The organism is Hufsiella arboris (assembly GCF_009834875.1).
Classification (GTDB): domain Bacteria; phylum Bacteroidota; class Bacteroidia; order Sphingobacteriales; family Sphingobacteriaceae; genus Hufsiella_A; species Hufsiella_A arboris.
This window is the reverse complement of sequence record NZ_WVHT01000001.1, coordinates 118244-132362: the sequence shown is the minus strand read 5'-3', so window position 1 is coordinate 132362 and position 14119 is coordinate 118244. Positions and strand designations below refer to the sequence as shown.

At 44.4% G+C, this 14119-nt stretch carries 13 protein-coding genes; 11 read left to right on the top strand and 2 right to left on the bottom strand.

Annotated elements, in window-relative coordinates:
• Positions 1-9: 9 nt before the first annotated feature.
• Together GS399_RS00590 and dcd are read right to left on the bottom strand one after the other, a co-directional pair.
• Positions 10-2712 (bottom strand): carboxypeptidase regulatory-like domain-containing protein, encoded by a 2703-nt coding sequence (locus GS399_RS00590; RefSeq protein WP_160842564.1) that lies wholly within the window; start codon positions 2710-2712, stop codon positions 10-12.
• A 59-nt stretch (positions 2713-2771) separates the two neighbouring features.
• Positions 2772-3308 carry a dCTP deaminase gene (gene dcd / locus GS399_RS00585; RefSeq protein ID WP_160842563.1) on the bottom strand — a complete coding sequence of 179 codons (537 nt, stop codon included), beginning with the start codon at positions 3306-3308 and terminating at the stop codon, positions 2772-2774.
• Between the two features lie 121 nt (positions 3309-3429).
• Here dcd and GS399_RS00580 point away from each other — a divergent pair, with 121 nt between their 5' ends.
• From GS399_RS00580 to GS399_RS00530, 11 genes are all read left to right on the top strand, one after another.
• Entirely contained in the window at positions 3430-4068 is a 639-nt protein-coding gene (locus GS399_RS00580) for a 4'-phosphopantetheinyl transferase family protein (protein WP_160842562.1), read from the top strand.
• A complete protein-coding gene (gene lipB / locus GS399_RS00575; protein WP_237487831.1) occupies positions 4055-4771 on the top strand; it encodes a lipoyl(octanoyl) transferase LipB in 717 nt (238 codons plus the stop codon). The genes GS399_RS00580 and lipB overlap by 14 nt, the downstream gene beginning before the upstream one ends.
• 15 nt (positions 4772-4786) lie before the next feature.
• Positions 4787-5506, top strand: coding sequence for an SGNH/GDSL hydrolase family protein (locus GS399_RS00570; protein ID WP_160842561.1), 720 nt, complete (start codon positions 4787-4789; stop codon positions 5504-5506).
• 180 nt (positions 5507-5686) lie between these two features.
• Positions 5687-7369, top strand: a complete 1683-nt coding sequence (locus tag GS399_RS00565; protein ID WP_160842560.1) for a GMC oxidoreductase — start codon at positions 5687-5689, stop codon at positions 7367-7369.
• A gap of 11 nt (positions 7370-7380) precedes the next feature.
• Positions 7381-8841 carry a Gfo/Idh/MocA family protein gene (locus tag GS399_RS00560; RefSeq protein WP_160842559.1) on the top strand — a complete coding sequence of 487 codons (1461 nt, stop codon included), beginning with the start codon at positions 7381-7383 and terminating at the stop codon, positions 8839-8841.
• Positions 8842-8861: 20 nt separating this feature from the next.
• Positions 8862-9431, top strand: a complete 570-nt coding sequence (locus tag GS399_RS00555; RefSeq protein ID WP_160842558.1) for a gluconate 2-dehydrogenase subunit 3 family protein — start codon at positions 8862-8864, stop codon at positions 9429-9431.
• 8 nt (positions 9432-9439) lie between these two features.
• On the top strand, positions 9440-10591 hold the full coding sequence (locus GS399_RS00550) for a Gfo/Idh/MocA family protein (protein WP_160842557.1): 1152 nt from the start codon (positions 9440-9442) through the stop codon (positions 10589-10591).
• A gap of 9 nt (positions 10592-10600) precedes the next feature.
• Positions 10601-11656, top strand: coding sequence for a sugar phosphate isomerase/epimerase family protein (locus GS399_RS00545; protein ID WP_160842556.1), 1056 nt, complete (start codon positions 10601-10603; stop codon positions 11654-11656).
• 8 nt (positions 11657-11664) lie between these two features.
• On the top strand, positions 11665-12117 hold the full coding sequence (locus GS399_RS00540) for a c-type cytochrome (RefSeq protein WP_160842555.1): 453 nt from the start codon (positions 11665-11667) through the stop codon (positions 12115-12117).
• A 6-nt stretch (positions 12118-12123) separates the two neighbouring features.
• Entirely contained in the window at positions 12124-12843 is a 720-nt protein-coding gene (locus GS399_RS00535) for a 3-keto-disaccharide hydrolase (protein ID WP_160842554.1), read from the top strand.
• A gap of 26 nt (positions 12844-12869) precedes the next feature.
• Entirely contained in the window at positions 12870-14111 is a 1242-nt protein-coding gene (locus GS399_RS00530) for a nucleoside permease (protein WP_160842553.1), read from the top strand.
• Positions 14112-14119: the final 8 nt, after the last annotated feature.

Here is a 14119-nt window from a genome sequence, read left to right as displayed (position 1 = left end):
CGAGTTGTATTAGTTTACAGAATATACTATTTCCTGGTGTGCCAGTCTCCCATCCAGGTCGAGGCCTTCGATAATAACTCTCATATTACCGCTGCCGTCAGAATTATAAAACTCCACTTTCGCTTTCCCTTTTTCATCCGTTACGATGTTTGGCCGCCAGTATACGGTTGTCCGTAGGTCAGGCATTTCACTTACCGCCGGTTTGTCGTATTTCGGGCTGTAAAACTCTTTTGTGATCGTGTAACCTTTAGGCGAGTACGAAGTTATTCCCGGAACCGGCCGGCTCATCGAAGATCCGCCATCGCCGCGTTTGGTATTTATAACCAATACGCCGCCACCACCACGGGAACCATAAATTGCCGTGTTTCCCACGCTTTTTAAAACCTCGATACTTTCTACGTCCTGCACATTGATGCTTGTAAGGAAACCGGCATCCATGTACATGCCGTCCAGGATGAGCTGCATGGGTGTGTTGTAGCTGCGCATCAGGTAAGGGATGCCGCCGCGGATAATCAGGCCGGCAACCCGTCCCTGCAGGGCCTGCGCCAGGTCTGTATAGTTTTGAAGCTGGTCGGCTTTTACGATTGCATCGGCGAAGCCTGCGCCATTCAGATTACTGGAGTTTTTAAGAATGGGTTTTTTCTCAACGATCTTTACTTCGCTGAGTAAAATAGAACGGTTCAGAACGCCGTATTTTTTCAGTTCAGCAAATTGCTTCTGGCTGTTTTGTAAATAGGTAATGAAGTCGCGGCCAAGATTAATCTCCGCGTCGGCAGCGTTTTTGTTTTTTGATATGAGAGCCGCGGGCATCTGGTCGACAGTGATCTCTACGTTTTTCTTCCCTTTTTCATTTCGTGCCTGGACGACAAAACGCGTCTCGTCAGTAAATACAAGATTTTCAAATTTGAAACGGCCGTCCTTATCGGTTAGCGTATCGAGTGCAGTACCGTTTCCGTTCGTCGCAAATAAGGTTACTTTGCCCCCGGGTACAGGCGCACCGCCTAATGATTTGACTGTGCCGCTGATAGTAATTCCTTGTTCGGGTTTATAATTTATCGCCGTGTAGTTATTGGCAAGCAGGTTTTTCCAGTTGAAACGGGTCCATCCCTGGGTTAACAGCAAATTATCCAGCTGCCGGTCCTTGTCGGTAGTTACCTTTGTGAAATAGTAATTTGGGTTTTGGATATATCCTTTCAGATCGCTGCTTAAAAGCAGGCTGGAAAATATCGTTGTCCGCTTGTCATCGTCGAAAGGAACTTTACTCTCGTCAGTAACCGCTAAGGAAAACGCGCCTTGTACCGGTTTGCCGTTTTCATCCGATACGGATATTTCGAGCTTCGTGTTCTCTCGTTTCGCGTATGATTTTTTGCCAGGGCTAACGGCGACTTTCAGGTGCTCATTTGGATGCCTGATAAAAACGATCCGTTCTGCTACAGGTTTTTGTTCGCTGTCGAAAACCGTGAAATGCGTTATGCCTTCCGGGAATTTGCCTTTAGGGATCCTGGCGGTCAGCCCGCCGTTACTTTGCATGACGCTTTTTGCTATGTATGTAACTTCGGCGTTTGACTGGCCAAGAACGATGATTTCTTTTCCGCTTGCTGTGAGGGAAGGCGAGGCCGTAACGCGCAGGTAAAGTGAATCGGAGCTATTGTTCGATACCGATAATACGTAACCGTCCTGAGCTACTTTGGGCAGATCGAAGGTTTTCTCCGAACCATCCGGTAGTTTAGCAACAGCGGTATAGCTTTTTCCTTGTTCAGGTGAAAGGGCGAATGATCCGATACCGGCGTAGTCAGATTTAAAGTCTGTAATTTTATTTTTGTCCTGGTCGATAACATAACCGCTGATATCTGCACCCAAACCATCGGCTGACACGGCCTTGAATCCGACTTTACTCCGTAAGCCCTTTACCAGTTGTCCGCTTTCCGGCATAAACTGCAGGTCAATATCCGAAGAGGTGTTTTTTACTGGTAGAATTTTATTTGCACTTTTCCCGTTTCCGAGCGCAACATTGAGATTGATTTTGCCGGTCTTAAGTACAAAAGGCTGGGTATTTATAAATGATAATTTAGCATGCCCCTGCGGATCGGTCTTTGTTTTTCCCCGGGCAATGCTTTTATATCCGAGCACAACATTGTATGAAACGTCTTTATCCGGTAATGCCTGTCCTGCCAGGTTAGTAAAGGCGATATCCGCGTCAACCCTCTCTTTAATTCCTTCTTTTGAGAACGAAAAAGTAGTGTTCGTTATAACGTCGTTTGAAAAGGCGTTTCCAATCTGGATCGTTTTGTCGAAGAAGAACTCGTCGTCAAAGTTTCTCATCCAGTTTGTATACGCCCTGATACGGTAATTACCTTCGGTTAACGAATCGGTCAGCGAGAAATTTCCATCCGCCATACCGGCGTTAAGCGGTAACTTCAGCGTTTTTTTGATGGAGTCTTTTTCGCTGATCAGGTCCACGTAAATTATCTTATTTAAGGCAGAAAGCATATGGCCGTTGGCGTTAACGGTATACGCTTTAAACCAGATCGTATCGCCGATAGAGTAATAGGGTTTATCGAGGTGGAGGTAAACTTTTTCCTGGGGATATTCCGACCGGAACTTATCGAGTTTTGAAAACAGGTTTTTTATCGGGTCATCATCGCCTGTGAAACTGACAAGCAGGAGAATACAGGCGACGATGCCGCCTAAACTAAGAATTCGCTTTTTCATTTAATAACAATCCCCGAACTAATTTGGGTTTTATTATTGACTATAACAACGGGGAAAGGTTAAAAGTTATTTTTCCACATCATGCTTTCAACGGGCCTTGTGGTTTTGTTGTTATACTTGGCGTTGCCCTTTGAGTTGTAGAATATTTCAATATCGCCTTCCACGGAGAAATAAATGAGCTGGCCGATCGGCATGCCCGCGTAGATTTTCACAGGCTGCGCGACGGAAATTTCCAGTGTCCATGTATTGCAAAAGCCAACGTCGCCTTTGCCGGCCGTTGCATGAATGTCGATACCGAGGCGCCCGGTGCTTGATTTGCCTTCCAGGAAGGGCACATGTTTATGCGTTTCAGTATACTCTACGGTAACACCCAGGTACAGCGTGTTGGGTTGCAGTATAAATCCATCTTTCGGAATTTCAAAATGATCGATCTCGTTATGCTGTTTGGCATCCAGGACACGGCTGCGATAGGTTGCCAGGTATTTACCAAGATGTACGTCGTAGGAATTAGTGCCGAGACATTCGCGTTTAAAAGGTTCAATTATTATACTTCCCTGTTCTATTTCCTCGAGAATGCGCTTGTCAGAGAGAATCATAAGTTTGCCGGTGATTTATATGTATAGATTTCCAGGATTTAAAAGACGGAAAGTTATCCGCTTACCCTCATGCAATTATAATTTATTTACAATAATTTTGCATGCGATTTAAAAATTTAAAATGGGCCTGGTATATAGCAAGGCACTTGACGGTAAAACGTCGTTTGCGTTATGGAAAATTGAAGAAACTCCGGAACAACTTTACAGCAAGCTGCAGTTAAAGGCTCATGAAAAGGACTACCTTGAAAAATTAAGCCATAATAAGCGAAACCTGCATTGGTTGAGCACCCGTGTATTATTACGTGAGATGCTCAATACCACTAAGTATATCGATTGCCAGGTAGATACTCATGGCAAGCCGTATCTGGTTAACTTTCCGCAGCACATTTCTTTGAGTCATTCATACGATTATGCCGCGGTAATGATCAGTGAAGATAAGCCTGTTGGCATAGACATCGAGCTGATTAAAACCAAGATTACGATAGTTGCTCCGAAATTCATGAATGAAGATGAGCTGGCGTTTATTGATCAGGAAAACCGCATAGATCATCTTTATATCTGCTGGTGCGCGAAAGAGGCTATTTATAAACTGCACGGAAAAAATAACGTCTCTTTTCTGCAAAATATCAGGCTGAGGCCTTTCGTTATTTCTGCAAGCGGCACGTTTGCCGCGTCATTAGAATTAGAAGGCTACCGCCAGGATTTCACAATCTATTTTGAAAAGTTTAATGATTATATGATCGGCTATGTTGCCGGATGAAGATATGAAGAACAAGCAGGTTATCTTTCAGGATTGGGGGTTAGTTGATTATCAGCGGGCCTGGGACAAGCAGGAAGAACTGTTTGCAAAAACTGTTTCTCAAAAAATGCTAAACAGGGATTCAGGCGTAGACCTGCCAACAGACAATTACCTGGTTTTTGTGGAACATCCGCACGTATATACTTTAGGTAAAAGCGGCAAACCGGAAAATCTGCATCTTGACGAACAAGGTTTAAAAGAAAAGCAAGCATCCTATTATAAGATTAACCGCGGAGGAGACATTACTTATCACGGCCCGGGTCAGCTCGTTGGTTATCCTATTCTTGATCTGGATAATTTCTTTACCGATATACATTTATACCTTCGAACTTTGGAAGAGGCCGTTATCCAGATGCTGGCTCATTTCGGTATTGAAGGGGGTCGCTATCCCGGTTATACTGGTGTCTGGATAGATCCTGATAAAGCCGACGCGAGAAAGATATGTGCAATGGGTGTGCGTTGCAGCAGATGGGTCACCATGCATGGCTTCGCGCTAAATGTTAATACAGATCTCGACTACTTCAAAAATATCGTTCCCTGCGGCATAGATGATAAGGACGTCACTTCGATTAAGCAGGAGCTCGGAAAAGGAGCAGATATAAATGAGGTAAAGGAAATCCTAAAGGATAAAATTTCCGTATTATTCGATATGCAGCTTTTTTAAAGGCTGTGATCGAAAATGAAAGTTGCTTTAGCGTGTTTTATTGTATTGAATCTTTTTTGCAGATGTTCAAAAAAGAGCAATGATCCTGTTCTGACAAGACCCTTAAGCCATAAACCTGATACTGCGATTACAGCAAAGCAGATAAGTTACCTGGCACTCGGAGACTCATATACCTTCGGGCAATCGGTGCAGCAATCTGAATCATTTCCTTTCCAGCTATCAGCTAAATTAAAGAACCACAATGTTGAAGTAGTCGATTTACAGGTTATCGCCCGAAGCGGATGGACGACAGGTGAGTTGCAGCAGGTGATTAACACCAATAAGCCGGCAAAGACTTTTGATATCGTTACGCTTCTGATTGGCGTTAACAATCAATACAGGGGCTACAGCAAAGATACTTACCGGAAGGAATTTGCCCGTTTGCTAAAGCAGGCCGTCGAATTCGCTGGAGGCAAGAAAAACCGCGTATTTGTGTTATCAATTCCTGATTGGGGTGTTACGCCCTTCGGTGGAAGTGGTACAAATAAACTCATCAGTGCCGAAATCGATGCTTTCAATCAAATTAATAGAGCAGAGTCTGAGAAGGAATCTGTAACATATATTGATATTACGGCCGGATCACGCTCCGCTTTAAACGACGCTTCACTGGTTGCGTCCGACGGTTTGCACCCCTCCGCTAAAATGTACAGCTACTGGGCAGATGCATTGTATAACGCCATTCTCAACGTAATATAAAAATTACATTCCCGTTTTTGTGCACATATGCGCGTTTAAACGTGTATTCAACACTTATTTAGTTAATCTTTACATATATTCGAAAATTCAGAGACTGAGAATTTGGTTATTTCGTTATTTTACTAACTTTAACACGCTAACCTAATTACAAAAATAAGTCACTACTAACATTTAAATATTATGGCCGAAAATGTCTATGATGCAATCGTTGTAGGTTCGGGGATTTCGGGTGGATGGGCTGCGAAGGAACTTACTGAGAAAGGTTTAAAAACTATTATGCTTGAGAGGGGGGAAAACATTGAGCATATAAAGGACTATGTCAATGCTAGCAAAAACCCCTGGGAGTTTCCTCACCGCGGCGGTAAAACGCAGAAAATGATTGAAGATTATCCGGTGCTTAACCGTGATTACACTTTGACCGAAGTTAACCTGAATTACTGGACAAATGAAAAAGACTGTCCGTACGTTGAAACAAAGCCTTTTTCCTGGTTTCGTGGGTATCACGTAGGTGGCCGCTCGCTGATGTGGGGGCGCCAAAGCTACCGTATTGGTGATATTGATTTTGAAGCGAATCTGAAAGATGGAATCGCAGTTGACTGGCCAATAAGATACAAAGATCTCGAGCCATGGTATGGCTATGTGGAGCGCTTTATAGGCGTAAACGGCTCGATCGAGAATCTTCCTGCACTGCCTGATGGCGATTTCCTTCCTCCGATGGAAATGACCTGCGTAGAAAAGGATGTTGCGGCCAGGATTAAAGCTCATTACAAAGGTGCGCGGCACATGATAATGGGACGGAGCGCCAACTTAACCGTTCCGCATAAAGGTCGTACAAATTGCCAGTACAGAAACAAATGCTGGCTGGGTTGCCCTTTCGGAGCGTATTTCAGTACGCAATCATCAACTTTGCCAGCTGCCGTAGCGACAGGTAATTTAACGTTGCGCCCGTTCTCAATTGTAAAAAGTATTATTTACGATAAGGATACCAAGCTAGCTAAAGGAGTTGAAATCATTGACGCGGAAACAAATAAAACTTATGAGTATTTCGCGAAAGTGATTTTTGTGAACGCTTCAGCACTAAACTCAGCCTGGTTATTAATGAACTCGGCAACTGATGTTTGGGACGGCGGATTAGGAAGCAGCAGCGGAGAACTCGGCCACAATCTGATCGACCACCATTTCCGCTGCGGCGCAGCCGGACGGGTTGAAGGTTATGATGATAAATATTACTATGGCCGACGCCCGAATGGCGTGTATGTTCCGCGCTTCAGAAATCTTAACGGCGAAAAACGCGACTATATCCGCGGTTTCGGATATCAAGGCGGTTCCAGCAGAGAAAACTGGAGTCGTGACATCGCTGAGATGAATATCGGCGGCGAGTTTAAGGATGCACTGACAGAACCCGGTCACTGGTCGATGGGACTTGGTGCCTTCGGGGAAACACTTCCTTATCACGATAATAAGATCACTTTAGATAAGACTAAAAAAGATAAATGGGGTCTCCCTGTTCTCAACATCGATTGCGAAATCAGAGATAACGAGCACAAAATGCGTAAGGATATGATGGCCGATGCTGCGGAAATGCTTGAAGCAGCGGGTGTTAAAGATGTTCATACTTACGATGGAGGTTATACCATGGGAATGGGTATCCATGAAATGGGAACGGCACGTATGGGACGTGATCCAAAGACCTCGGTTTTGAACGAGTTTAACCAGGTTTGGGATGCGAAAAATGTTTATGTAACCGATGGTGCCGCGATGACTTCTTCAGCGTGTCAAAATCCTTCCTTAACCTATATGGCCTTGACAGCACGTGCTGTTGACCATGCGGTGAAAGAATTGAAAAAAATGAACTTCTCTTAATCTTTGGATCTATGGAAGACAAAAAGATCTCTCATGGAGACGGTACATCCAGAAGAGAGTTTGTAAAATCTGCAGCCATAGCGGCTGCTGGTTTTATGATAGTCCCGCGCTATGTTTTAGGCGGCAAGGGTTACACAGCCCCGAGCGATAAACTGATTATCGCCGGAGTAGGCGTAGGCGGAAAAGGGCAGAGCGATATCGCAAATTTTTACAAGAGCGGTAAAGCTGAAATTGCATTCCTTTGCGATGTCGACGATCGCCGTGCGGCAGCTTCCGTTAAAGCATTTCCACAGGCTAAATATTATAAGGACTGGCGCAAAATGTTTGATAAGGAACACAAGCACTTTGATGCTGTCTCTGTTTCAACGCCTGATCATAACCATGCCATTATCACGCTGGCTGCCATGCAACAGAAAAAGCATGTATACGTTCAAAAGCCGTTAACACATGATATTTACGAAGCGAGAGCCTTAACCGAAGCTGCAAAAAAGTACAAGGTTGTCACCCAGATGGGTAACCAGGGGGCATCGAACGACGGTCCGCGTAAAATGAAAGAATGGTATGACGCCGGCCTCATCGGCGATGTTCATACGGTATATGCCTGGACCGACCGTCCCGTTTGGCCGCAGGGTATTCCATGGCCTGGAACAAAAGGCAGTGTTCCTGCCGAACTCGATTGGGATTTATGGCTCGGTACAGCGCCTTATAAGGAGTACGTCGACAAACTGGTTCCGTTTAACTGGCGTGGCTGGTGGGATTATGGAACCGGAGCACTCGGCGATATGGGCTGTCACCTGATTGAAGCCCCGTTTAGTGTTTTGAACTTAAAGTACGCTACAGACGTGCAAGCCAGTGTTGGTTCCGTTTATGTGGATGAGTTTAAGCGCGGATATTTCCCTGAAAGCTGCCCGCCGTCAAGTCACGTTACCCTGACTTTCCCTAAGACAGATAAAACAAAAGGACCTGTTACTCTCCACTGGATGGATGGAGGTATCCAACCTGAAAGACCAGAAGAGTTAGGTGCAAACGACGTTTTTGGAGATGGAGGAAACGGTACTTTATTTATTGGCACAAAAGGCAAACTGATGTGTAGTACTTATAGTGACAACCCAAGATTGCTGCCACTCAGCCGAAATGAAAACATCCAGGTCGCAGAAAAATATAAACGTGTTCCCGGACAGGCCGAAGGTCATTACGGACAATGGGTAGAGGCTTGTATTGCCGGCTATGGCAAGAATGAACTAAGCTCTCCGTTTGAAATCGCCGGCCCGCTAACGGAAGCGTTGTTGATGGCTAACCTGGCAATACGCGGTTTCGATGTTAAAAAGCCACGTCCGCAAGGCGGCTTTGACTATCCTGGCCGATACATTAAATTATTATGGGATAACGCTAATATGCGCGTTACCAATTTTGACGAAGCTAACCAATATGTTAAACGCGAATACCGCAAAGGCTGGAGCCTCGGTGTTTAATTTCAACTAATGAAATAATTATGGACAGAAGAGAAGCCGTAACAAAAGTAGCCTGGTTACTTGGCGGAACCGTATTAGGTGCCAACTTGTTTGTTGATATGAGTTGCAAGCCTAAAGCTAAAAAGTTCAACAACGAATTCGATGTAGACCAGGTAGCGTTCCTGGATGAAGTTGCTGACACAATTTTACCAACAACAAGCACTCCGGGTGCAAAGGCAGCGAAAGTAGGCGCGTTTATGGCGCTTATGGTTCAGGATTGCTATACGCCGGAGGATCAAAAAGTATTCGAAAAAGGCATTAAGGAGCTTGACAATGCATCGGATAAAAAGTTCTCGAAGAAATTCGTGGAATTGGATCCGAAGCAAAAAACTGAGCTGTTAGTCCAGTTGGATAAAGAGCAAAAAGATTATCAGTCGAAAAAGAAACCCGAAGAAGCAAATCACTATTTCCGTATGATGAAGGAATTAACCTTGCTGGGTTACTTCACGTCGGAAATTGGCTGTACACAGGCGCTTCGCTATTCGGCAGTTCCTGGAAGATACGATGGTTGTATGCCTTACAAAAAAGGAGATAAGGCCTGGGCTACCTAAGAATTGCTATGAAGAAAAAGCTAAAATTAGGAATGATCGGCGGTGGGAAAGGTGCATTTATAGGTGCCGTTCATCGTATTGCCGCCAGAATTGACGATGAGTACGAGCTGGTTTGCGGTGCATTTAGCAGTGATCCGGCGAAATCCCGCGAAAGCGGTTCTTCATTAGGTTTGAATCCATCCCGTGTTTATGAGTCTTATGAACAAATGTTTGATACTGAAAGCAAACTTCCTGAATCAGAAAGAATGGAGGTTGTCAGTATCGTTACACCAAACCATGTTCATTTCGACCCTGCTGCACAAGCGATGCGTAAAGGCTTTGATGTTATCCTGGATAAGCCGATGACCCTTACACTTCAGCAAGCTTTGGATTTGAAGAAGGTTGCTGAAGAAACCGGTCGCCTGTTATGCCTGACCCATACTTATACCGGGTACCCGATGGTTAAAGAAGCGCGTCAAATCGTCGCTTCGGGAAAATTAGGTGCTATCCGTAAAGTGTATGTTGAATACCCGCAGGGCTGGTTAAGTACGTTTGAAGAAGATAAGGACAATAAACAAGCTGCCTGGCGCACCGATCCGTCGAAAAGCGGCAAAGCAGGCGCTATGGGAGATATCGGAACACACGCATTCAACCTGGCCGAGTATGTCAGCGGATTGCAGGTTACAAAGTTATGCGCTGATATCAATATTGTTGTAAAAGGCCGGAAGCTGGATGATGACGGAGCTGCGCTGCTGAAATTCAACAATGGCGCGAGTGGCGTTCTTTTTGCAACGCAGATTGCCGCCGGGGAAGAGAATAACGTTAAAGTACGGGTTTTTGGTGAAAAAGGCGGAATCGAGTGGCAACAGGTTGATGCAAATACTTTGCAGCTGAAATGGCTGGATAAACCTGCGGAAATATGGCGGACCGGTACCGGGTATGTGAGCGCGTTCGCTGCTCATAATTCACGCACACCATCCGGACACCCTGAAGGTTACCTGGAAGCATTTGCTAACCTGTATCGCAATTTCGCGTTAACGCTTAATGCGAGAAAAGAAAATAAGCAGCCCGAAGCACAATGGCTGGATTATCCAGGCATTGAAGAGGGAATCAGAGGAATGACCTTTATTGAAAAAGTAATAGAATCCGGCGAATCGGATAATAAATGGACAGACTTTTAATACTACCGTATGACAACACTAAAAGGCCCGGGAATTTTTTTAGCACAATTTGTAAGTGACCAGGCACCATTTAATACTATCGAGTCGATTTGCAAATGGGCAAAAGACCTTGGATTTGCAGGCATCCAGATCCCGACAAACGATACTTCTTATTTCGATATCCAGAAAGCTGCAGAAAGCAAAACTTATGCAGATGACTACAAGGGTCTGATCAATAGCTACGGTCTGGAAATTACCGAACTATCTACTCACCTTCAGGGTCAGCTGGTCGCTGTAAATCCAGCTTATGATAAGTTATTTGACGCTTTCGCACCTGACGCGGTAAAAAATAATCCCAAGGCGAGACAGGAATGGGCTGTTCAGCAGCTAAAATATGCAGCGAAAGCATCCCGAAACCTGGGATTAGACGCGCATGTTACTTTTAGCGGAGCGCTGATGTGGCATACTGTTTACCCGTGGCCACAGCGTCCGGCAGGTCTTGTAGACGATTGCTTTACCGAATTAGCTAACAGGTGGACGCCTATATTGAATGAATTTGATGAAGTGGGCGTCGATCTGTGTTATGAAATTCATGCTGGTGAGGATCTCCATGACGGCATCACCTACGAGATGTTTCTGGAGAAGGTGAACAATCATTCACGTGCCTGTCTGTTATATGACCCGTCGCATTTTATTTTGCAATGCCTGGATTACCTCGAATACATCGACTTTTATCATGAGCGAATTAAAATGTTCCATGTTAAAGATGCCGAATTTAATCCCACCGGTAAACAAGGTGTTTATGGAGGCTACCAGGATTGGCTGAAAAGAGCCGGACGGTTCCGTTCCTTAGGCGACGGACAAGTAGATTTTAACGCAATATTCAGCAAGATGGCCGAATATGATTATAAAGGGTGGGCCGTTTTAGAATGGGAGTGTGCAATAAAACATCCGGAAGACGGCGCTCGGGAAGGCGCCCGGTTTATTAAGGATCACATTATCAGGGTAACAGAAAAAGCCTTTGATGATTTTGCATCTGCCGGTTCTGATAAGGATTTAAACGCTCAAATACTAGGATTAAAATAAATTAAAATATGAAAAAACTATTCGTCATTGCAGGCTTTTGTATGGTTGTTTGGGCTTGTAACAACAATTCGTCAGAACAAAGTTCAGGAACTGACAGCAGCTACTCACAAGACCAAAGTGCCAAATCGCAACAATCAGACGCTGATACGACAGCAAATAATATCGGAACCGACAGGCATGAAGATGCTGGTGTAACCTCTTCAGGCAGTGAAGCCGGCAAAGCACTGATCGAAAAATCGGATTGTTTGACCTGCCACCGCGAACACGACAAACTGGTCGGACCAGCGTATGCAGACGTTGCAAAAAAATATACAAACAACGAGGACAATATTGGCTTGCTCGCCAAGAAGATTATTGAGGGTGGAAAAGGCGTTTGGGGCGAGGTTCCAATGACAGCACACCCACAGGTAAGCGAGGCTGATGCGAAGGAAATGGTTCGTTATGTGTTATCAATTAAATAGTTAGGTATGATTCAGAATATTTTTTCTGCCGTCTCAATAGCAGCGGTGGTTGGATTAGTAAGTAGTAGTTTTTCCGTAAATAAGCCTGCAAATCATCCGGCTAAGCAAAAGGCAGAATGGGTAAAGTTATTTGATGGCAAGTCGACTGCAGGCTGGCACACCTATGGAAAAGAAAATGCCGGAAGCGCGTGGAAAGTCCAGGACGGTATTATTTATCTTGATGGCAGCTCAAAGGAAGGTCGCGGCGATCTCGTTACAAACAAGGAATATTCCAATTTTGATTTTAAGTATGAGTGGAAAATTTCAGAAAAAGGTAACAGTGGTCTGATATTCTACGTTCATGAAGATCCGGCGAAGTTTCACAGCACATATAGTAGCGGCCCCGAAATGCAGGTAGTTGACAATGAAGGCCATCCTGACGGTAAAATTTTCAAGCACCAGGCTGCGGATTTATACGATTTGGTTCCCTGCAGCAAAAAAACTGTGAAGCCGGTAGGCGAGTGGAATAAAGCTGAAATAATTTCAAATAATGGGAAACTGGAATTCTTTCTAAATGGTACCAAGGTAGTTTCGACAACCATGTGGGATGCTAGCTGGGAAAAGTTGGTTGCCGGAAGTAAATTCAAAGACATGCCAGGCTTCGGTACCTTCAAGTCCGGAAAATTTGCTTTGCAGGATCATGGTGATACTGTATGGTTCCGCAATATTATGATCAAAGAATTATAAACCAACCAATAACCTTAAACTAATCAATGACAACAACTAACCGCTTCAAGCTTTCTACCATGATGTTCCTGGAGTTTTTCATCTGGGGCGCCTGGTTTGTAACCTTAGGTACTTTCCTCGACAAAAATTTATCTGCATCTGGTTCACAAAGTGCCTCAGTATTTTCAACGCAGTCATGGGGCGCTATTATTGCTCCGTTCATTATCGGGCTTATTGCCGACAGGTTTTTCAACGCTGAGAAAATTCTGGCTGTGCTGCATTTAATTGGCGCTGTTTTAATGTACCAGATGTATAATGCTACGGATGTTTCCGTTTTCTATCCTTACGTGTTAAGTTACATGATCTTATTCATGCCGACTCTGGCTCTGGTTAATTCGGTTTCTTTTAACCAGATGAAAGATCCGGAAAAGGAATTTTCAAATATCCGTGTTTGGGGTACCATTGGTTGGATTGTTGCCGGATTGGCCATCAGCTATCTTTTTCATTGGGATTCTCCTGAAGCATTGGCAAAAGGAATGTTAAAGAATACATTTATGTTAGCCGCAATTGCTTCATTGGCATTGGGCTTACTAAGCTTTGCTTTGCCTAAAACTCCGCCGAAAGTATCTTCTTCAGAAAAGGTAAATGTTAAAGAGATGCTGGGATTAGACGCTTTGAACCTTTTGAAGGATAAAAACTTCGCTATATTTTTCATTTCGTCTGTCCTTATTTGTATTCCGTTGGCATTTTACTATCAGAATGCACATCCGTTTTTGTCGAGTATCGGGGTAGAGAATCCAACCGGCAAAATGGCGATCGGACAGATTTCGGAAGCTTTGTTCATATTACTGATTCCGGTATTTTTCAAACGCTACGGATTTAAAACAACGATCCTGGTAGGTATGCTTGCATGGGCTGTTCGTTACGTTTTGTTCGCATTTGGCAATTCGGGAGAATTAAGTTTTATGTTACTGATCGGAATCGCGCTTCATGGCGTTTGCTATGACTTCTTCTTTGTGTCCGGACAGATCTATACCAACGCTAAAGCAGGTGAACGTTACAAAAGTTCAGCTCAGGGGCTGATCACGCTGGCAACTTATGGTGTAGGGATGCTCATCGGGTTTGAAGTTGCTGGTTGGATAACCGATACTTATAAAACATCAGAAACTACTATCGACTGGAAGATGGTTTGGCTGATTCCGTCGATCATTGCTGCAGCGGTATTCTTGTTATTTAGCGTGTTATTCAAACAGGAGAAAGTTAAGGATACCGAAACAGTCGTAGCCTAATAAACAAC